The 18355-nt window shown below is 53.5% G+C and carries 21 protein-coding genes; all 21 read left to right on the forward strand.

Translation table 11 applies throughout. The annotated features are described in order from the left end of the window. Positions 1–331: 331 nt before the first annotated feature. The 21 genes from H4F65_RS00420 to H4F65_RS00525 all read left to right on the forward strand — a co-directional run bounded on the left by H4F65_RS00420 (position 332) and on the right by H4F65_RS00525 (position 18347). Positions 332–1762, forward strand: coding sequence for a serralysin family metalloprotease (locus H4F65_RS00420; RefSeq protein ID WP_010281010.1), 1431 nt, complete (start codon positions 332–334; stop codon positions 1760–1762). Between the two features lie 105 nt (positions 1763–1867). Further along, on the forward strand, positions 1868–2179 hold the full coding sequence (locus H4F65_RS00425; RefSeq protein ID WP_010281012.1) for a protease inhibitor Inh/omp19 family protein: 312 nt from the start codon (positions 1868–1870) through the stop codon (positions 2177–2179). A gap of 17 nt (positions 2180–2196) precedes the next feature. After that, entirely contained in the window at positions 2197–3924 is a 1728-nt protein-coding gene (locus tag H4F65_RS00430) for a type I secretion system permease/ATPase (protein WP_039320664.1), read from the forward strand. A 27-nt stretch (positions 3925–3951) separates the two neighbouring features. Then, positions 3952–5280: an HlyD family type I secretion periplasmic adaptor subunit gene (locus H4F65_RS00435; RefSeq protein ID WP_039320667.1), complete on the forward strand. Its 1329-nt coding sequence runs from the start codon at positions 3952–3954 to the stop codon at positions 5278–5280. Positions 5281–5282: 2 nt separating this feature from the next. After that, entirely contained in the window at positions 5283–6650 is a 1368-nt protein-coding gene (locus tag H4F65_RS00440) for a TolC family outer membrane protein (protein ID WP_010281022.1), read from the forward strand. A gap of 240 nt (positions 6651–6890) precedes the next feature. Beyond that, on the forward strand, positions 6891–7220 hold the full coding sequence (locus H4F65_RS00445) for a putative holin (RefSeq protein WP_010281025.1): 330 nt from the start codon (positions 6891–6893) through the stop codon (positions 7218–7220). A 1-nt stretch (position 7221) separates the two neighbouring features. Then, complete coding sequence (locus H4F65_RS00450; RefSeq protein WP_010281026.1) at positions 7222–7833, forward strand: transglycosylase SLT domain-containing protein; 612 nt, start codon at positions 7222–7224, stop codon at positions 7831–7833. Beyond that, positions 7823–8497, forward strand: coding sequence for a hypothetical protein (locus H4F65_RS00455; RefSeq protein ID WP_010281031.1), 675 nt, complete (start codon positions 7823–7825; stop codon positions 8495–8497). The genes H4F65_RS00450 and H4F65_RS00455 overlap by 11 nt, the downstream gene beginning before the upstream one ends. Then, the gene (locus H4F65_RS00460) at positions 8487–8816 is read left to right on the forward strand and encodes a hypothetical protein (RefSeq protein WP_010281034.1); all 330 of its coding nucleotides are present in this window, start codon (positions 8487–8489) and stop codon (positions 8814–8816) included. Before H4F65_RS00455 ends, H4F65_RS00460 begins: the two co-directional genes overlap by 11 nt. After that, on the forward strand, positions 8809–9120 hold the full coding sequence (locus tag H4F65_RS00465; protein ID WP_010281036.1) for a hypothetical protein: 312 nt from the start codon (positions 8809–8811) through the stop codon (positions 9118–9120). The genes H4F65_RS00460 and H4F65_RS00465 overlap by 8 nt, the downstream gene beginning before the upstream one ends. Before the next feature lie 232 nt (positions 9121–9352). Further along, on the forward strand, positions 9353–9820 hold the full coding sequence (locus H4F65_RS00470; protein WP_010281037.1) for a Gp37 family protein: 468 nt from the start codon (positions 9353–9355) through the stop codon (positions 9818–9820). Next, positions 9817–10014, forward strand: a complete 198-nt coding sequence (locus tag H4F65_RS00475) for a hypothetical protein (protein ID WP_010281040.1) — start codon at positions 9817–9819, stop codon at positions 10012–10014. The genes H4F65_RS00470 and H4F65_RS00475 overlap by 4 nt, the downstream gene beginning before the upstream one ends. Continuing rightward, the gene (locus tag H4F65_RS00480; protein ID WP_010281043.1) at positions 10004–11431 is read left to right on the forward strand and encodes a phage tail sheath subtilisin-like domain-containing protein; all 1428 of its coding nucleotides are present in this window, start codon (positions 10004–10006) and stop codon (positions 11429–11431) included. Before H4F65_RS00475 ends, H4F65_RS00480 begins: the two co-directional genes overlap by 11 nt. After that, positions 11431–11955: a phage major tail tube protein gene (locus H4F65_RS00485; RefSeq protein ID WP_010281046.1), complete on the forward strand. Its 525-nt coding sequence runs from the start codon at positions 11431–11433 to the stop codon at positions 11953–11955. The genes H4F65_RS00480 and H4F65_RS00485 overlap by 1 nt, the downstream gene beginning before the upstream one ends. 56 nt (positions 11956–12011) lie before the next feature. Further along, on the forward strand, positions 12012–12308 hold the full coding sequence (locus H4F65_RS00490; protein WP_010281047.1) for a 2Fe-2S iron-sulfur cluster-binding protein: 297 nt from the start codon (positions 12012–12014) through the stop codon (positions 12306–12308). 139 nt (positions 12309–12447) lie between these two features. Next, the gene (locus tag H4F65_RS00495; protein WP_039287185.1) at positions 12448–12768 is read left to right on the forward strand and encodes a phage tail assembly protein; all 321 of its coding nucleotides are present in this window, start codon (positions 12448–12450) and stop codon (positions 12766–12768) included. Positions 12769–13078: 310 nt separating this feature from the next. Next, positions 13079–15490 carry a phage tail tape measure protein gene (locus tag H4F65_RS00505; RefSeq protein ID WP_010286888.1) on the forward strand — a complete coding sequence of 804 codons (2412 nt, stop codon included), beginning with the start codon at positions 13079–13081 and terminating at the stop codon, positions 15488–15490. After that, entirely contained in the window at positions 15490–16419 is a 930-nt protein-coding gene (locus H4F65_RS00510; protein WP_010286890.1) for a phage tail protein, read from the forward strand. Before H4F65_RS00505 ends, H4F65_RS00510 begins: the two co-directional genes overlap by 1 nt. After that, the gene (locus tag H4F65_RS00515) at positions 16409–16621 is read left to right on the forward strand and encodes a tail protein X (protein ID WP_010286893.1); all 213 of its coding nucleotides are present in this window, start codon (positions 16409–16411) and stop codon (positions 16619–16621) included. The genes H4F65_RS00510 and H4F65_RS00515 overlap by 11 nt, the downstream gene beginning before the upstream one ends. Continuing rightward, positions 16609–17769, forward strand: a complete 1161-nt coding sequence (locus H4F65_RS00520) for a phage late control D family protein (protein ID WP_010286896.1) — start codon at positions 16609–16611, stop codon at positions 17767–17769. Before H4F65_RS00515 ends, H4F65_RS00520 begins: the two co-directional genes overlap by 13 nt. Then, complete coding sequence (locus tag H4F65_RS00525; protein WP_010286899.1) at positions 17766–18347, forward strand: phage baseplate assembly protein V; 582 nt, start codon at positions 17766–17768, stop codon at positions 18345–18347. Before H4F65_RS00520 ends, H4F65_RS00525 begins: the two co-directional genes overlap by 4 nt. Positions 18348–18355 lie beyond the last annotated feature (8 nt).

Below are 18355 nucleotides of genomic sequence, written 5' to 3' on the forward strand. Positions count from 1 at the left end.
GTGAATAAAACTTCCTTCCTGTTTAAAAACGAATGCCGCTTGGCATGCGTTCCTCTTGCTGTCCACATCAATACCAATAATAAAAACTAGTCACCGTGACCTTATTATTTATCATTTGATAATAACGAAAATAATTCGCGTTCTTTCTTAATTATTTCCTTATAGAGATAATTTTTATTTATATGCGTTTTTTGGATATAAATATTTTTAGTGAGCTTTATTTACCCAGGAGACGATTAGACCGCGGCTATGCGCGGTACATGCAATGCCTCGATTGCATGAAGGGATTTAGGATTCTGATCATCCCGATCAGACTTATGGAGAAGAAAAGATGGCTTTACGAGCTCAAGATAAGGATACCGCAGAATCGGCATTGCATGCAGCGGGAACGGGGTATAGCGATGTGTACGATCTGTATAATTACCATTCACGTGGCGATGGACAGCTTAATGGCAAACCCTCGTTCACAAGCGATCTGGCAGCCAAGGAAATTGTCCGCGACGGCCTGACCTGGAATGGCACGAACGTATTCGGTAAATCCGCTAATCTGACCTATTCGTTCTTACAGAACGTGCGGTCTATCCCTTCTGGCGATCAGGGCTTTGTGAAATTCAGCGCAGCCCAGGAACAACAAGCCAAACTGTCTCTGCAATCGTGGTCAGATGTCGCTAATATCACGTTTACTCAGGTTAGCCCTACCCAAAAAGCCACTATCACGTTCGGTAACTACACCCGTGATTCAAGTGGTCGGATGGACTACGATACTCAGGCTTACGCTTATATGCCGGGTAACCACTCGGCAGCGGGCAGCGCCTGGTTTAACTACAACTCCGACACGGTGCGTAATCCGGCAACGGAATACGGCAAACAGACGCTGACGCATGAAATCGGCCATGCGCTGGGCCTGAATCACCCTGGTGATTATAATGCGGGTGAAGGTAACCCGACCTACCGCGATGTGACCTACGCGGAAGATACGCGCCAGTTCAGTTTGATGAGCTACTGGAGTGAGCAAAACACCGGGGGCGATTTCCAGGGGCATTATGCTGCGGGTCCGCTGATCGATGACATCACGGCGATCCAATATCTGTACGGTGCAAACATGAACACGCGTACGGGTGATACGGTATACGGCTTCAACTCCAATACGGGTCGTGATTTCTATACCACCACCAGCAATAGCCAAAAACTGATTTTCTCCGTTTGGGATGCAGGTGGTAACGATACGTTTGATTTCTCTGGTTACAGGAACGATCAGCGTATCAACCTGAATGAAGGCGGGTTCTCTGATGTTGGCGGCCTGAAAGGTAACGTCTCTATCGCCCACGGCGTCACGATCGAAAATGCGATTGGCGGCTCCGGTAACGATATTATTATCGGCAACGACGCAAATAATATTCTGAACGGTGGTGCAGGCGATGACGTTATTTACGGCGGCGGCGGTGCAGATACGCTGACGGGCGGTGCGGGCAAAGATATTTTTGTCTATGCCAGCGCGAGCGACTCTTCCTATAAGAACGGCTATGACACCATCACGGATTTCCAACGCGGCATCGACAAAATCGATCTGTCAGCGTTGAATCAAAAAGGTGATTTGCAGTTCGTCAACACTTTCACCGGACTCGGTAATGAAGCGTTGCTTAACTGGGATGCAGAGAGCAATACCACCGATCTGTGGCTGAATTTTGCGGGTCAGACCACGCCAGACTTTGTTGTACACATTGTTGGTCAGCCTTCTGCGGCAACCGATTTTATCGTGTGATGTAGCAAGGACGGGGTAAACCCCGTCCTTTTCTGTTATCGACTTGGAGCCACTATGAAAAAGTTAATCATCGCGGCGTTGTTAAGTGCAATAAGCGGAGGATGTATGGCGAGTAGTTTGAAGTTGCCTTCAGCAAGTGAGCTCAGCGGTGTATGGCAATTGCGTGGCGGGGAACAGCAGTGCGAGGTCGTGCTGCACAATACGCCGTTAGTGGATAACACCTGGCGCTTTGAGGGTGATGCACCGTGTTTAAAAGCGCTGCTGCCGGATGTGCCTGCTGGATGGCGGCCGACGCCGGACGGTATCACGCTGACGAAAGAACAGGGCCAGTCCGTGGCGTTCTTTAGCAAGGAAAAAGAGGGCTATACGCTGATATTGCCTGATGGCAGTGCACGTACGTTGCATAAACAGCCCTGACAGGAGAGGCAAACGCAGTGAGTCAACTAGCAAATAAGGAACGTTCGTTGTTGAGTATACTGCGTCCTTTCCGGCGCAGCTTTTGGAGCATTGGGATTTTCAGCGCCATCGTTAATCTACTGATGCTGTCGCCTTCGATTTATATGCTTCAGGTTTACGATCGCGTACTGGCTTCGGGGAATGGCACCACGTTGCTGATGCTCACCCTGCTGATTGCCGGTCTGGGGATATTCATGGCGGCACTCGAATGGGTGCGAAGTCTGGTGGTCGTAAGGCTCGGTACCCGTATCGATTTACAACTGAATCAGCAGGTCTTCAATGCCGCATTTGAGCGCAATCTGGAGGCCGGCGAGGCCAAAGCCGGTCAGGCGCTGAACGATCTCACGCTACTGCGGCAGTTTATTACGGGCAACTCGCTGTTTGCCTTCTTCGATATTCCCTGGTTTCCCTTCTTTTTACTGGTGCTGTTCCTGATCCATCCGGTTCTCGGCTTTCTGGCGCTGGGAGGAACGGTGGTGCTGGTGCTGCTGGCATGGCTGAATCAGTATCTCACCACGTCGCCTTTAGAAGAGGCAAACCATGAAGCGCTACAGGCGACCCATCTTGCGGATACGCAACTGCGTAATGCCGAAGTCATTGAATCGATGGGGATGCTGCCTAATTTGCGCCGCCGTTGGCTGGGGCAACACTACCGTTTTATTACGCTGCAAAATCTGGCAAGTGAGCGAGCCGCGGTTGTTGGGGCCGCATCAAAACATGCGCGTATTTTTCTGCAATCGCTGATGCTCGGCGTGGGGGCCATGTTAGCGATTAAGGGCGAAATCACACCGGGGATGATGATTGCGGGGTCAATTCTTGTCGGGCGCGTGTTGAGCCCTATCGATCAGTTTATCGGTATTTGGAAGCCGCTGAGCAGCGCGCGGCAGGCCTGGTATCGACTCAGCCGTATCATGACGGCTTATCCGCCCAAAGCGAAGGCGATGGCGCTGCCTGCTCCGGTTGGCCAGCTTAGCGTCGAGAATGTGTTATTGCAGACGCCGCAAGGGGCATCGAGATTGCAGGATATCCATTTCTCGCTTCAGGCAGGCGAAACGCTGGCGATTCTGGGCGCATCGGGTTCAGGTAAATCTACGCTGGCACGTCTGCTGGTTGCGACGCAAACACCGACGCGTGGCAAGGTTCGACTGGACGGTGCCGATCTCAGTCAGGTAGATAAAACGGCGTTTGGCCCGGCAATGGGCTATCTGCCACAGGATGTGCAGCTCTTTAAAGGCACGCTGGCGGAGAATATTTCCCGCTTTGGCGAGCATGACGCGGAAAAGATTGTCGCAGCGGCGAAGCTGGCTGGCGTCCACGAAATGATTCTTAGCCAACCGCAGGGATATGACACGCCTCTTGGCGCTGATGGCAACGGGCTGTCGGGCGGGCAACGGCAGCGTATCGCTCTGGCGCGTGCGGTGTATGGCGATCCCTGCCTACTGGTACTCGATGAGCCGAATTCCAGCCTCGATAACGAAGGCGAAATGGCGCTGGCGCAGGCGATCTCACATCTTCAGAAGCGGGGAGCGACGGTGATACTGATTACGCATCGTCCCGCATTAACCACGCTGGCGCATAAAATTCTGGTGCTCAATCAGGGTAAGCAACAGCGCTTTGGGCCAGCGCGCGACATTCTGAACGAATTGCAGCCGCGTCGTGCCGCCAATCAAGCACAAATGACACCTGCCGCCGCTGTCCGGCCGTAACAGGGAATGACGAATACAGGGAAAGATATGTCCGCATCAGAAATAAGTGAAGAGAGTATGAACCAGACGGCGCGGCGCGATGAAAAACGTGCCGTGCGTTTGGGGTGGTTGCTGGTGCTCGCCGGGTTCGGTGGCTTTCTCCTGTGGGCACTGTTTGCACCGCTGGACAAAGGCGTCATGGTAAATGGCAGCGTCGTGATTTCCGGCAACCGCAAGGTTGTGCAGCACAATCAGGGCGGCATCGTCGATAAAATCCAGGTGAAAGACGGCGACAGGGTCGAGGCCGGTCAGATTCTGCTAACGCTGAATGAGGTCGATGCGCGCTCGGCGAGTGAAGGGCTGGATGGTCAGTACTTACAGCTGGTGGCGCGTGAAGGTCGGCTGCTTGCCGAGCAGCAGCGCCTGAGTGACATGGTGATGACGCCTCGCCTGCAACCGCTAGCGGAAAAGCCGGAGATGCACGTAATTACGGCATTGCAGCGTGATTTACTGCGCAGCCGTCAGCAATCACTCAAGCTTGAAGCGGAAGGAATGCGAACCAGCATTGCGGGGATGGAGGCATCGCTCAGCGCTCAGCGTCAGGTGATGTCCAGTAAGCAGAAACAGCGGGAGACGCTGGAACAGCAGCTGCAAGGGCTGCGCTCACTGGCGGCGGAAAACTATGTCCCGCGCAACAAAATGCTGGAGAACGAACGTCTGCTGGCGCAGCTTAACGGCGATATCGCCCAGTTGGCGGGGGATATTAATCGTACTCGTCGTGATATTGAACAACAAACGCTGCTGATCGCCCAGCGCCAGCAGGAATACGACAAGGAAGTGAACAGCGAGCTGGCGGACGTGCGGGCGCTGCTGAGTGATGTGGGTAGCAAGAAGGAAAAGGCCGATTTCAATCTGGCGAATATTCAGATGCGCGCGCCCGTTTCCGGCACGGTGGTCGGGCTGAAAGTGTTTACGGAAGGCGGTGTGATCGCGCCGGGTCAGACGCTTCTGGAGATTGTGCCGGACGATCAACCTGTTTTTGTGGATGCACGTCTGCCCGTTGAACTGGTGGATAAGGTGTGGCCGGGGCTACCCGTTGAGCTTCAGTTCGTCGCGTTTAACCAGAGCACGACACCGCGCGTGGCGGGAACGGTCGAGCTGCTGTCCGCCGACCGCTTGCTGGATGAGCGAGACGGTTCCCCTTATTACAGCCTGCGCGTTCAGGTGGATGAGGCTGGGAAACGTGCGCTGGAAGGGCTGGAAGTCAAGCCCGGTATGCCGGTTCAAGGGTTTGTTCGTACCGGAGAGCGGTCGTTCGTCAATTATCTCTTTAAGCCTTTAATGGATCGCCTGCATCTGGCATTAACGGAAGAATAATCATGCAAAGGATCGCGATAATCGTGCTGTTTGGGCTGCTTTCTTCGGGTGCCAACGCATTAGGGCTCCTTGATGCCTGGGAATTGGCGCTGCGTAACGACGCTCAGTTTCGTGCGGCGGGGTTTGAGCATGCGGCAGGTCAGGAAGAGGAGACGATTGGGCGTGCCAATCTGCTTCCCAATCTCCAGTATGGCTATAACGCGAACCGCAGCCATTCCAAAGTCACCCAAACGGATAGTTTCACGGGTAACACGCTAAAACGTAATTATGACAGCTATACGTCAACGCTATCGCTGCGCCAGCCGCTGCTGGACTATGCGGCCTGGGCGCGTTATCAGCAGGGTGTTGCCCGCACGCTGATGGCCGATCAGCGTTTTCGCGATCGCAGTCAGGATTTGATGGTGCGGTTATATCAAGCCTGGAGCAGCGCGCTGCTGGCGCAGGAAAAGCTGCAATTGCTGGATGCGCAGCAGCGGGCGTATCAGGAACAGCTGACGCTGAATAAACGCCTGCTGCTGGCGGGCGAAGGTACGCTAACGGATGTGCGGGAAACGGAGGCGCGTTTTACGCTGATTGAGGCACAGCGCATTGAGCAGCAGGACAATCTGGATGCCGCGATCACCGATCTGGAAAATATGACGGGGACGGCGCTGGATATCACGACGCTGTCTCCTCTGGCGCTTACTCAACTGCCGTCTGCGGAATCAGGCAAGCAGACACTGGCACAGTGGCGCGATCTTGCCGTGCAGCACAATGCCAAACTGGCGACTCAGCGTGAGGGGTTGGCGGTCAGCCGCTATGAAATCGAACGCAGCCGCGCCGGGCATTTACCTACGCTGTCGCTGGTAGCATCGTCGCGCAATAGCCGTTCGGAAAGTGAATACAACTACAATCAGAAATACGACACGCAGAGCGTCGGTTTGCAACTGAATGTCCCGCTTTACGCGGGTGGTTCTGTCTCCGCATCTATGCGACAGGCGGCAGCGGAATATCAGCAAAGTCAGGCTGAGCTGGACGATCAAACCAAGAAAACGCTGGCGGAATTGAAAAAGTACTACAACCTGTATAACAACGGGTCGGCGAAAATTAAGGCCTGGCAAATGACGGCCTCGTCGGCGCAAGAAGCGGTCAACGCCACGCGGTTGAGTGTTGCAGGCGGAGAACGTATCAATCTGGATATTTTGCTGGCCGAACAGGATTGGTATAACGCTCGACGAGAGCTGGCAGAAGCGAAATACAGCTGGCTTCAGGCATGGCTATTACTGCGCTATACCGCGGGTACGCTAAACGAGAAAGATATTCTGGAACTGGCGGCCTGGTTTCAGCCTGCAACATCGTCATTTGCCAACAACAGGGCCATTAGCCAATAACAAGACCAGCAGACACTAAAACAGATGATAAAAGTCATATACGGATAATCGGCTATGATTTTTATCAGCAGAGAAGTCTACTCACGTGTAACGTGAAGTATGAAGAGTAGAAAGGGGGGGACGAGTAGAAATGGTGCGATTTTGTGTGATATCGCGCCTCAGTAATACTTAAACTCCTTTAAAATCATAAAACCCTCTCATTTTAGATAATGGCCTCCATTCTTATCAGGAGGCTTTATCGTGAAAAAAATCAAAAAACCGCGTCTTACCGGCTGGATTGTGACATCCGCTTTTCTCTTTGCTGTTATCGGGCTGATTTCACCGCAGCAGCTTCCCGTCACCGTCTATAAGCTCTCGCTTATCTCACTCGCTGCGGTATTGGGTTATTGGCTGGATCGCTCGCTGTTTCCTAAAGCGCGCCCCGGTCTGTTCCTCGAACAAGGTGATGAACCTGTCCCGCGTGGGCGTTTCCCGGTTCGGGACGGTCACCACACCGTATTTGCCGCTGCGATGTTACGACGAGCGCTGATTGTGTCAGCCGTTTGCATCGGCGTAGCGATGGGGTTGTGATATGCGACACCTTCTCATCACGCTGCTTGTTAGCCCGATGCTTTTTAGCGCGATGGTCTGCGCCGACACGATCCCTCGTGCCGCGCAGGCGTACCGCAGTGATGTGATCCGCAGTGCACGGCTGGATTGGGGCATGAATGCCCCGATTGCTGACTTTGCGGCGCAGTTGCATCAGGAAAGCGGCTGGAATCCTCGGGCCGTTTCACCCGTCGGTGCGCAGGGGCTGGCGCAGTTTATGCCGACCACCGCCGACTGGTTTAGCGGCATCGTTCCTGAACTTCGTGCTAATCAACCGTTTAATCCCGCCTGGGCGATCCGTGCTCTAACGGGCTACGACCGCTGGCTGTGGACGCGAATCAGCGCCAGCAACGACTGCGAACGCATGGCAATGACCTTATCGTCCTACAACGGCGGGCTTGGTTGGTTACAGCGTGATAAGCAACGCGCGAAGATCGCTGAGAAGGACATACTTCGCTGGTTCGATCATGTGGAAACCGTCAATGCCGGACGCAGTGCCGCCAACTGGCGTGAAAATCGCCATTATCCCGACCGCATTTTGCATCAGTTGGCACCGCGGTATTTGAGCTGGGGGAGGGCGAGCTGTGTGGAATAGTCTGTTTCTCAATAGCCTGAAATCCTTTCTTTCCCCACGGGTGGTCTCCGTCCTGCTTGTCGTGGTGCTGCTACTCGCGGTCTATCTGACAGGTCGTCATCAGGGTTATCAACTGGCGCAGGCACTGGGGGATACCGAGCTGGCGAAACAGCAGGCGGCATTCAACTTGCTACAGCAGCAGCAGGCCGAAACCCAGAACCAGCTACTACGTGCGGCGGCGGAGCAATACCAGCAGCAGGTAGAGCGTGGGAATCAACTCGAACAGCGCTATGTCGCAGCGCGTCAAAAACTGGCGGCGGATAACGCCGCTCTGCAACGGAAAATCGACCATGTTACTCAGCAATACATTGACGAAAAAGGCAAAGTTCAGCCTGTGCAGTGCGTGTTTACTCGTGGCTTCGTGCAGCACTACAACGCCGCTTTCGGTCTGTCCGCCAATGGTGCCTCAGACATTACCACCGCTGCCGGCCGCACTGGCGCAGCGTCCGCTTTCGGCGCAACCGCTGACGCCGAATTACAGCCTTCAGGCGTCTTCCAGCGCGATATTCTCGCCAACATCAGCGACAACGGAGAGCGCTATCAAGCGCTGAGTGCGCAGGTTAACGCGCTGCTGGATTACATCGACGCGCTACAACGGGCAGGGGAGGTAACACGTGAAGATTGAAGTGGAATTCTGGTCGCTGGTCGGCCTGTTGTTGTCGTTTATGAGTTTCCTGTTTGCCGCCGGACGGATTCTGCTCACGCAGATTGAAAAGCGATTGAATGAGCGTTTTGCCGCCCTGGAAAATGCACGCCAGAAGAGCGAGCAAGGCTGGACGCGACTGGAGCGCGAGTTTCTGGAATTTCGTGCTGACTTACCGCTGATCTACGTGCGACGTGAGGATTACATCCGTGGTCAGACGGTCATCGAAGCCAAGCTGGATGCGCTTTATAACAAGCTGGAATTGGTGCAGCAGCGGTATTCGGGAGGCAATCATGGCTGATACGCAGCGTATCCGACAGGAATCAATGCGTTGGCATTTGCTTATCGCATTAAACAAAACGCGGCCTTACACCGCGAATGAAATGTTCCTGCTAGCGCTGATGCAGCGGCTGTATGCCGATGCCTCAGAGCCGGAGCTGCGTCATGCACTGGATTATCTGGCCGATCGCAAGATGGCGGTATTGACCAAAGCGGTGGGCGGCGTCTGGCTGGCGAATCTTACTCGCCTTGGTGTGGATGTCGTGGAATATGCGGTTGACGGTATGGTTGGCATCGCCCGGCCAGAAAAATATTGGGATCGGTAATCCCATTGCATTGGGTTCTCTTCTGTCTTTGCGCCAGCACGATTGTGCTGGCGTTTTTTTATCGAAAGAATTTTTATTTTTCAGCGTATTAGCCGTCTTTTTTCAAATAAATCACTTCGCTGTTTTTTCTAAAACAGATTAAAAGCCGCAGCCAACCATTATCCGGATACTAGCGCCATCAACACGATGTGCCACCAAAACAGTGCGCCATTAATACAGCGGGTGAACGGATATGAATACCAGACCAATTATCGATGCGGTGATAGCCCGCCTCCAGCAGCACTTACCTGCACGGCGGATTGCGTCCTGCCCAGAAAACATTCTGCTCGGCCCCGATCTCCTGACACCTGGCGATGTACTGGTGGGGTATCGCGGTTCCGAATTTTCTGCACCGGAAGATGCGGATTCTCCGGTTCAGACGCAGCGACCACAGCTGATGGTTGCCGTGCTGCTGCCGGCGCTGGATGGCGAAGACGGCGTGCTGGCCACGCTCGATATCGTCCGTCAGGCGCTGGGAGGATATCGACTGCCTGACTGTCATCGCGGTATTCGGCTAGTACGCGATCGCTACGTTGGTTACACCGAAGGACGCTGGCATTACGCCATCGATTGCACCACAGAAACCCTTTTTATCGAAGACCGCGAGCAGACGGATGGTCCGCTGCTTACCACGGTTAATTATGAGGAGAAAGACGCATGAAATACCGCTACACCGGCCCCGCCAGCGGCGTCACGCTGGCAGATGGTCAGGAAATTCTGCTTTGGCCCGCTCAGGTGACTGAACTGCCGGCAGATCATGAGTACGTGAAAACGCTGATCGCGCTGGGCTATTTGCTGCCTGTCGCGGATCAGGTTCTGGCTGATAGCGCAACGGAGGTGACCCTTGGCCGCTAATTATTTACATGGTGTAGAAACAATTGAAGTTGAAACCGGTGCTCGTCCGGTGAAAACCGTCAAATCTGCGGTGATTGGGCTGATTGGTACGGCGCCGCAGGGTGCGGTAAATGACGTTACGCTGTGCCTGTCCGAAAAAGACGCGGCACAGTTTGGCAGCCAGTTCGGCGGCTACACCATCCCGCAGGCGCTGGATGCGATTTACGATCATGGCGCGGGTACGGTTCTGGTTATCAACGTGCTGGATCCGGCGAAACACAAATCGTCTGTGAGCGCAGAAAAAGTCACCTTTGACAAAGCGACCGGTACGGCACAACTGGCGAACCGCGTGGTTGCCAAAGTGGTGCTGACGGCGGCGGAAGGCGGTCAGCCGTTTGTCGAAGGTCAGGACTATACGCTGGATGCACAAACCGGCGTACTGAAAAATCTGGGTAAAAACATCGATGTGACCGCTGTGGTCAGCGCGTCTTACGACTTTGCTGATGTGACGAAAGTGACTGCCGCTGACATCATCGGCAGCATCAACGCCGCGGGCAAACGCACCGGTATGAAGCTGCTGAATGATACCTACAACCTGTACGGCTTCTTTGCCAAGATTCTGATTTCGCCGGTGTTCTGTACGCAAAATAGCGTAACGACCGAGCTGATCGCGCTGGCCGATAAACTGGGCGCGATTGCCTATATCGATGCGCCAATCGGTACCACCTTTGCGCAGGCGCTGAGCGGCCGTGGCCCGGAAGGCACGATCAACTTCAATACCAGCTCTGAACGCGCTCGTCTGTGCTATCCGCATGTAAAAGTGTACGACGCGGAAACCAACAGCGAACGTCTGGAGCCGCTGTCGGCGCGTGCCGCAGGTCTGCGTGCCAAAGTCGATCTGGATAAAGGTTTCTGGTGGTCATCATCCAATCAGGAAATCAAAGGGATCACCGGCGTAGAGCGCCAGCTGTCCGCGATGATTGACGATCCGCAGAGTGAAGTGAACCTGCTGAACGAGCAGGGCATCAGCACCATTTTCAACAGCTACGGCTCCGGCCTGCGCCTGTGGGGCAATCGCACCGCGGCCTGGCCAACCGTGACGCACATGAAGAACTTTGAAAACGTGCGTCGTACTGGCGATGTGATTAACGAATCCATCCGCTATTTCAGCCAGCAGTACATCGACATGCCGATCAATCAGGCGCTGATCGATGCGCTGGTGGAATCCGTCAACGCCTACGGTCGCAAACTGATCGGTGACGGCGCGCTGCTGGGCTTCAAATGCTGGTTCGATGCTGCGCGTAACGAGCAAACCGAGCTGGCGGCAGGACACCTGTTGCTTAACTACAAATTCACTCCGCCGCCGCCGCTTGAGCGTCTGACCTTTGAGACGGAGATCACCTCGGAATACCTGGTAACGCTGGAGGGCACTAACTGATGGCCGGGAAAATTGAAGTAAACCGTATTACCAACGCCAACATTTACATCAACGGTACCAACCTGCTGGGGCGTGCGCAGGAAATCAAACTGCCGGATATCTCCATGATCATGCAGGAGCACAAGGCGCTGGGTATGGTCGGCAAGATCGAACTGCCTGCGGGCTTCGACAAGCTGGAAGGCGAGATCAAGTGGAACTCCTTCTACCGCGAAGCGATGCTGGCGGCGGCGAACCCTTACCAGTCACTGGCGCTACAGTGTCGTTCCAGTGTGGAACGTTATGGCTCTCAAGGCCGTATCGAAGAAGTGCCGCTGGTGACGCACATGACCATCATGTTCAAAAAGAATCCGCTGGGCACGTTCAAGCAGCACGAAAACCCGGATTTTAGCAGCGCGTTCAGTTGCACCTACATCAAGCAGGTGATGAACGGTGAAGACCTGCTGGAACTGGATTACCTGTCCAACATCTTCATGGTTGGCGGTGTGGATCAATTGAACAGCTACCGCGCCAATATCGGCGGTTAATTTATCTTCCAGGCCCGTGAGTGAGGCGGGCGTTTCTATCAATCAATGAGGTGACTATGTCAGCAAAAGTATTTGATATTATCGACTTGGAAAATAATATTCATTTTCAATGCCGCGAAGATGTCTACATTTTGGATGCTGCGGAAGAAGCGGGTTTTGATTTACCGTATTCGAGCCGTGCTGGCGCAGACCCATCATCGGTAGCACGTTTGATTTCTGGCCAAGTCGATCAAAGTGATGGTTCCTATTTAGATGACAACCAGAAAGCGGCCGGCTTCTTTCTGACGGATACCTCTTACCCGCTAAGCAATTGCGTTGTTCGCTTCTTTGCGGAAGATGAGCTGCATCATTAATTATCAATGTTCGCGTTATCGTAATGAAAGGGGCTTCGGCCCCTTTCTTATGCCTGCCGCTTTCGTTTTCTAATTCACTTTAAAATCGTTATTCCTTGCCGCACGCGATACTGCTCCCGACATTTACTAAGGAGCCGTTATGCACACTGAAACCTATTCTCTGCAATTCCCTTACACCACTTCCGCCGGTCAACGCGTGGAGTCCATTTCGCTCAAGCGTCTGAAAGTCAAAGACATCAAAGCGGTGAAAAAAATCAGCGATGACCCAAGCAACTGGGACGACGCGCTGCTGTCGCGTATGACCGGTCTGGTGCCGGAAGACATCGATGAGATGGACGCGCAGGACTACATGGCGCTGCAAAAACGATTTCAGCAGCTACTTGGGTTGGATAACGCAGCCGGCGCTGCTGTGGAAAGCGCAGGCCCTGCTGGCGAGGTGGTTTCACTTTCAGCCGAGTGAGATTGATGCGCTGGAACTGGACGACTTTGAACGCTGGCTGGATGAAGCCAGCGAACAGATAAAACGTGAGAACGGTGAGGAAGACTGATTACTGACAGGATTAATTAGGCCACCATCCACCCAACTCGGTCAGCGACAGGACGCTGGCCGTTTTCCTCCCTCACCACCTGTCTTCTTCTCCCGCTTATCACCCGTACTTTTCCTCGCTTTATCCCCGGTTTGTGATGGGGAAACCTAACTGGAGCGGCGCAAGCCGCCGTCTCCGATCCGCCCCGCAAGGGGTTTTTCTGAATGAGAGTGAACCGTGGATATGCTTTTAAACGGTGTCATGCTGGGCAGGGCGTTTGGCGCCACGCTGGATGACACAAAAAAATCGCTGCAGCCACTTAGCGATAAACTCAAACAAGCTGAGGAGTGGCAGCGTCTGTTTAATCAGTCGCTGGAGCGCTTTGGCAATGTCAGTTTGCGCAGCACACAGGTGACATCCCGACTGAGCCAGTCACTAAGTAAATTGGTAACCAATCAGGAACGGCTGGAGAGTATCCAGTCACGTCAGGAAACGCTACGTAGCCGTCGGGGTGAACTCGCCGAGGATTTTCAGACTAAGCGTGCACAGTTTGATTCTGTCATGAAGCCGATTGTGGCGTCGGTCACACGCTATGCTTCATTTGAGGCGCAGTTGCGTGACATCAGCGTTGCTCATGGGATATCGAGTGAGCAAGAAAAGTTGATGGGGCAGAAACTGCGTCAATCTTCTCAACAGGTGAACCAAACGCCAGATGCATTGCTCGGTAGTGCCGGGCAACTGCTTGCTTACGGTATGTCACCGGATCAGGCAACGGATGTTGCGGCAGTTTTAGGGAAAACGTCAACGGCCTCTGGCGCGGCGCTGTCCGATCTTACTGCACTTTCGGCCACATTAGATGACGTGTTTAACCTGAAAGGTGCTAAGGCGCTGGAGGAATCCTTCTCCCGCATGCTGGCGGGCACGAAACAGGGTTTCTCCATGGCGTCGATGACGCAATACGCGACTGCGCTAGCTCCAGGGTTTACGGCGATGGGGGCGACGGGCAATCAGGCGTTGAGTCAGTTGGTTTCCAGCCTGAGCGCGACAAAAGGCGCGGATACGGAGGCGAACACGGCTGCCCGGTTGGGAAGTTTCATGAATTCGGTGGGACGAACCGACATTGCCGATAGCTACTACAACGCGGGCGTAGATTATAACGCGTCATTAAAAAGCTACATGAAAGGTGGGTATTCACAGTACGACGCTGCGGTTCAGATTAGTAACCGATTCATCGACAGCAAAGGTAGTCAATTCCAGCAGCTATGGGATAAGGCCAGTAAAGCGGGCAACGTAGACGCACAGCAAAGTTTAATGCAGCGCTACGGATTGCAGGAGGTGTTCCGTACGCCAGAAGCTGTCAATCATGCGATGTCGATGAAGCAGAACTGGCAGAGCTATCAAGCGAACCAACAGCGGATGAACAGCCCAGCAGCCACGCAAACGCTGGATCTCGACTTCGCCCGGCAGAATGACACATTGACCGCACGCTGGAACCGAATGACAACGTCAGTGATGAATATTGCACTCAATGTGGGGGAAGCGCTGGTGCCAGTATTGATTTCCTTGAGTGACATACTGATTCCTATTCTGGATCAACTGGTGACCTGGACGGCGGCGAACCCTGAACTGGTTCGTGGGATCGTGATGGCCGTCGCCGGTTTCTTCGCGTTCAGAATGGCATTGAGCGGGGCGAAGCTGGGGATTACCACACTGCTATCGCCTTTACTGAGCGTTTGGGAAGGTATTTTGCAGGTTCAGCGTGGCTGGCAGTTGTTCAATGCGGGATTAAGAACGACCGGAGTGTTGCAAGGTATTGGGGGGATTTTGAGCCGGCTGGTTGGTGGAGTTGGAGCATTCGGACGTATGCTGCTGATGAATCCGATTGGCTTGGCAGTAACGGCAATTGTGGGGGCTGTTTACCTGATTTACCGATATTGGGAACCGATTAGTGCATTCTTTAAAAACCTCTGGTCGCAAGTCAGTCAGGCTTTTAATGCGGGATGGGAAGCACTCAATAATGCGGTATCCGGTGGTGTAGTGGGTATTACAGCGTTACTGCTCGACTGGTCACCATTTGGCGTGCTGTATTCCATCTTCGCTGATACCGTTAGCGAATTGGGTATTCAACTTCCCGGTAGTTTAAGTGAACTCGGTGGCGTGATTATTGATGCATTGGTTAAGGGACTGACTAGCGCTTTCCCCGAGTTAAAAAATGTCCTGAAAACGATCGACGAATTTATCCCTGATAGCGTTAAAGACTTTCTGGGTATTGGTTCGAAAACCGCGTCTATCGAAGCTAACAGCCAATCTGTGGCTGCCGGTGTTATGACCCCGCCAGTTCTGCAACCTACGTCGGTATCTGCGTTGTCGCTAGAACCAACACCGTCTATTGAATCACCTAAGGCTGAGAACACTGCGTCAACCCCGCAACAGCGTGTCGCACTGACACCAACTGTCGGTGGAGCAAAAGGTAAGTTAGTCAGCGCTGCCCCTTCTGAGCGTGTTCAGGTTGCTTTTTCTCCCACCATTTATCTCAACGGCCAGAAGGCAGCGCCAACGCCTGAAATGACGAAGACGCTGACGCTTAGCATGAATGAACTGGAAAATATGTTGAACAAGCTGCTCACTCAGCGTGAGCGCAGGGGGTACGCCTGATGTTTGCGGTATTAGGAAATATTGAATTTAAAGTGACCGCCTACTGGGACGGCTTTAATACGTCATTCGGTGCAGATTATGCCGAGCATGGCCGCATTGAAGGTAAACCCGGTCTGCAATTCATCGGTGCGAAGCTGGACGAGATTACTATTAGTCTGGTGTTTCACAAGCAGTACTGCACGCCGGATGTGGAATTGAAGCGGTTGACTGAGGCGATGCGGGCGCATCAGGCGATGGCGTTAGTCTTCGGCAATGGGGATTATCGCGGCTGGTTTGTGATTACGGCACTGACGTCGACAAGTGAACATACCGACGCGAAGGGCAACGTATTAGCCATGAATGCCTCGCTAACGCTGCGAGAATACATTGGCGATCCGAAAAATCCGCTCAAGCCGCCGGCGATACAGACGCCCGTTCCTAATGTTAGCGCCATCACCCAGGCGGTCCAGAAAGTGAGCAATTTTTCAGCTTCACTACGCACGGCTGTCACGTATGCCAAGAAGGCTCAATCAGCCGTTAAGGCGGTGAAAACCACCGTTCAGATTGTAAAACGGATGAAGAACAATCCCGAAACCGCGCTGTTGCAAATTCCCGGGCTACTAACGCAAGTCGGGAATGTATTGACGCCGTTAAGTGAGGTGGAACCGGCGTTTAAAAAAGCGGCAGAGGCTATTTCTGATGCAGCGGTTCAGGCAGAGAAGATGATGCCTGAAATTACAGCGGTTAATAAAGCGGCGAATGAAATGCTGAAGCAGGTCAAGCAAGTTGCCACCTTGTTGCAGGGCGTCGACAGCAAAAACGTTATCGAGAAGCTGGAAGCCATCAGTAAACATGTGGAGGCCGCGAGCGACACATTTAAAGGCGCTGAACCTGCGCTGAGCAAACTGACGGCGGAAATCGTGAAGAGGGTTGAAGCATATGCACCTTGAACATATCACTACACAGGGCGAACGCTGGGATACCTTGTCCTATCGGTATTACGGCGATCCGCTCGGCTATCCGCGGATTATTGCGGCTAACCCGCATATCCCCATCGTGCCGCTGTTGCCATCGGGTTTGGTGGTGCTGATTCCGATTATTGAACAGGCTGAGGCCAGTAAAGCGGAGGATACCCCACCATGGCTGCGTTAACGGAAGAACTAACTCTGCTCGCTCCTGCGATGTCGGAAGTACTGCAACCGGCGTTCACCCTGTGGTATCAGCAAAAAGACATCACCAATGATATCGCGCCGTATGTTACCAGCGTGACGTATACCGATAGCATCAAGAATGAGTCTGATTCGATTGAGGTCAGGCTCGATGATACCGATGGCCGCTGGATGGATAAATGGTATCCCGGTACGGGCGATACATTATCGCTCAAGCTCGGCTATCTCGGTGAAATGCTGTTTGACTGCGGCACTTTCTCGATTGATGAAATTGAGGTGAACTCACCGCCGAGCGAAGTGATGATTCGCGGCGTTGCGACATCGGTCAATCGTGCGTTGCGAACCAAATCAAACCGCGGTTTTGAAGATACGACGTTAGCCGCCATTGCGACGCGCATAGCGAAAAAACATCAGTTGATGCTGGTAGGGAAGATTCAAATCATCAAGATCGATCGTGTTACGCAATATGCTGAAACCGATGTCGCTTTTCTAAAGCGGCTCGCCAGTGAATATGGCTATGTCGTGAAAGTGGTCAGCGACCAGCTGATTTTTTCCCATCTGGCAACGCTGCGCAATCAGGCGTCTGTTCGGCAAATTAAGCCAACGGACGTCGCGCGTTTTTCACTGAGCGATACGATCAGCCACGTCTATAAAAACGCTAAGACGAAATATCAGAAAGGAAGTGAAAAGAAACTGATGGTTTATGAAGCCAACGGTGGCGCGAACAACGAAATGAAGTCTGCCGGTGCTGAGACCAGTGCGGATACGTTGAAAGTTAACGTGCGCGCGGCGGATGCTTCTGGAGCGAGGATGAAAACGGATGCCGCATTGGATGCGCACAACGAAAAGCAACAAAAGGGGTCGATGACGCTGATGGGCAGCCCGCAGTTGGCGGCGGGGAATAAAGTGGAACTGGTGTCGTTCGGCCAACTTTCTGGCCATTGGTTGATCGAATCGGCTCGCCATGCTCTGGAACGTGGCAGTGGTTATACCACGGAGATTGGGTTGATTCGCGGGCCGATTACGGTGGGCAAGCGGAAATCGGATGGTGGAAAAACACTGGTGACTTACCACCCGGATGGCAGCCAGACAACGCAGAAGGTTAAGAGCAAAAAGGATATAGGCTTATGAGTTTATCTCGTCGAATTGGCACGATAAGCGCGGTGGATGAGGCTCGCGTGATGGTGCGCGTTCGTCTACCAGAGTGCGACAATCTGCGTACGGCCTGGCTGCCGGTATTACAGCGCAATACGCAGAATAATAAGGATTATTGGTTGCCGGATATTGGCGAACAGGTCGAAGTTCTGCTGGACGGAAATGGCGAGGATGGCCTGGTGCTGGGGGCGATTTACTCTGCCGCCGATGTGCCAACGCTGGCAGATAAGTACAAAAGGGCGGTAACGTTCGCTGACGGCGCGCATATTGAATACGATCGCCAAACGCATACGTTAACGATCAACGGCGGTGTGCAGCATATTGCGATTAGCTGCGGTGCTGACGTGGTGGTTAACGCTCAGCGCGTCACTATTAATGCGCCAGAAACGACGGTGACGGGCAAGCTACTGGTGCAAGGGCAACTCACCTACGAGAGCGGGATGTCCGGTTCCGGCGGTGCCAGCCTCAGCGGTGATGTCAGTATCTCCGGCAACGTCAGCGCCAGTGGCAGCGTCATGGATGCTGGCGGCAACTCCAATCACCACTCGCACTAGCACGTTCT

This window comes from Pectobacterium brasiliense, from assembly GCF_016950255.1.
Taxonomy (GTDB): domain Bacteria; phylum Pseudomonadota; class Gammaproteobacteria; order Enterobacterales; family Enterobacteriaceae; genus Pectobacterium; species Pectobacterium brasiliense.

Coding starts and splice junctions, on each gene's coding strand:
- H4F65_RS00420 (WP_010281010.1), top strand. CDS start 332: ATGGCTTTACGAGCTCAAGATAAGGATACCGCAGAATCGGCATTGCAT.
- H4F65_RS00425 (WP_010281012.1), top strand. CDS start 1,868: ATGGCGAGTAGTTTGAAGTTGCCTTCAGCAAGTGAGCTCAGCGGTGTA.
- H4F65_RS00435 (WP_039320667.1), top strand. CDS start 3,952: ATGTCCGCATCAGAAATAAGTGAAGAGAGTATGAACCAGACGGCGCGG.
- H4F65_RS00440 (WP_010281022.1), top strand. CDS start 5,283: ATGCAAAGGATCGCGATAATCGTGCTGTTTGGGCTGCTTTCTTCGGGT.
- H4F65_RS00450 (WP_010281026.1), top strand. CDS start 7,222: ATGCGACACCTTCTCATCACGCTGCTTGTTAGCCCGATGCTTTTTAGC.
- H4F65_RS00465 (WP_010281036.1), top strand. CDS start 8,809: ATGGCTGATACGCAGCGTATCCGACAGGAATCAATGCGTTGGCATTTG.
- H4F65_RS00470 (WP_010281037.1), top strand. CDS start 9,353: ATGAATACCAGACCAATTATCGATGCGGTGATAGCCCGCCTCCAGCAG.
- H4F65_RS00475 (WP_010281040.1), top strand. CDS start 9,817: ATGAAATACCGCTACACCGGCCCCGCCAGCGGCGTCACGCTGGCAGAT.
- H4F65_RS00485 (WP_010281046.1), top strand. CDS start 11,431: ATGGCCGGGAAAATTGAAGTAAACCGTATTACCAACGCCAACATTTAC.
- H4F65_RS00490 (WP_010281047.1), top strand. CDS start 12,012: ATGTCAGCAAAAGTATTTGATATTATCGACTTGGAAAATAATATTCAT.
- H4F65_RS00495 (WP_039287185.1), top strand. CDS start 12,448: ATGCACACTGAAACCTATTCTCTGCAATTCCCTTACACCACTTCCGCC.
- H4F65_RS00505 (WP_010286888.1), top strand. CDS start 13,079: ATGCTTTTAAACGGTGTCATGCTGGGCAGGGCGTTTGGCGCCACGCTG.
- H4F65_RS00510 (WP_010286890.1), top strand. CDS start 15,490: ATGTTTGCGGTATTAGGAAATATTGAATTTAAAGTGACCGCCTACTGG.
- H4F65_RS00515 (WP_010286893.1), top strand. CDS start 16,409: ATGCACCTTGAACATATCACTACACAGGGCGAACGCTGGGATACCTTG.
- H4F65_RS00520 (WP_010286896.1), top strand. CDS start 16,609: ATGGCTGCGTTAACGGAAGAACTAACTCTGCTCGCTCCTGCGATGTCG.
- H4F65_RS00525 (WP_010286899.1), top strand. CDS start 17,766: ATGAGTTTATCTCGTCGAATTGGCACGATAAGCGCGGTGGATGAGGCT.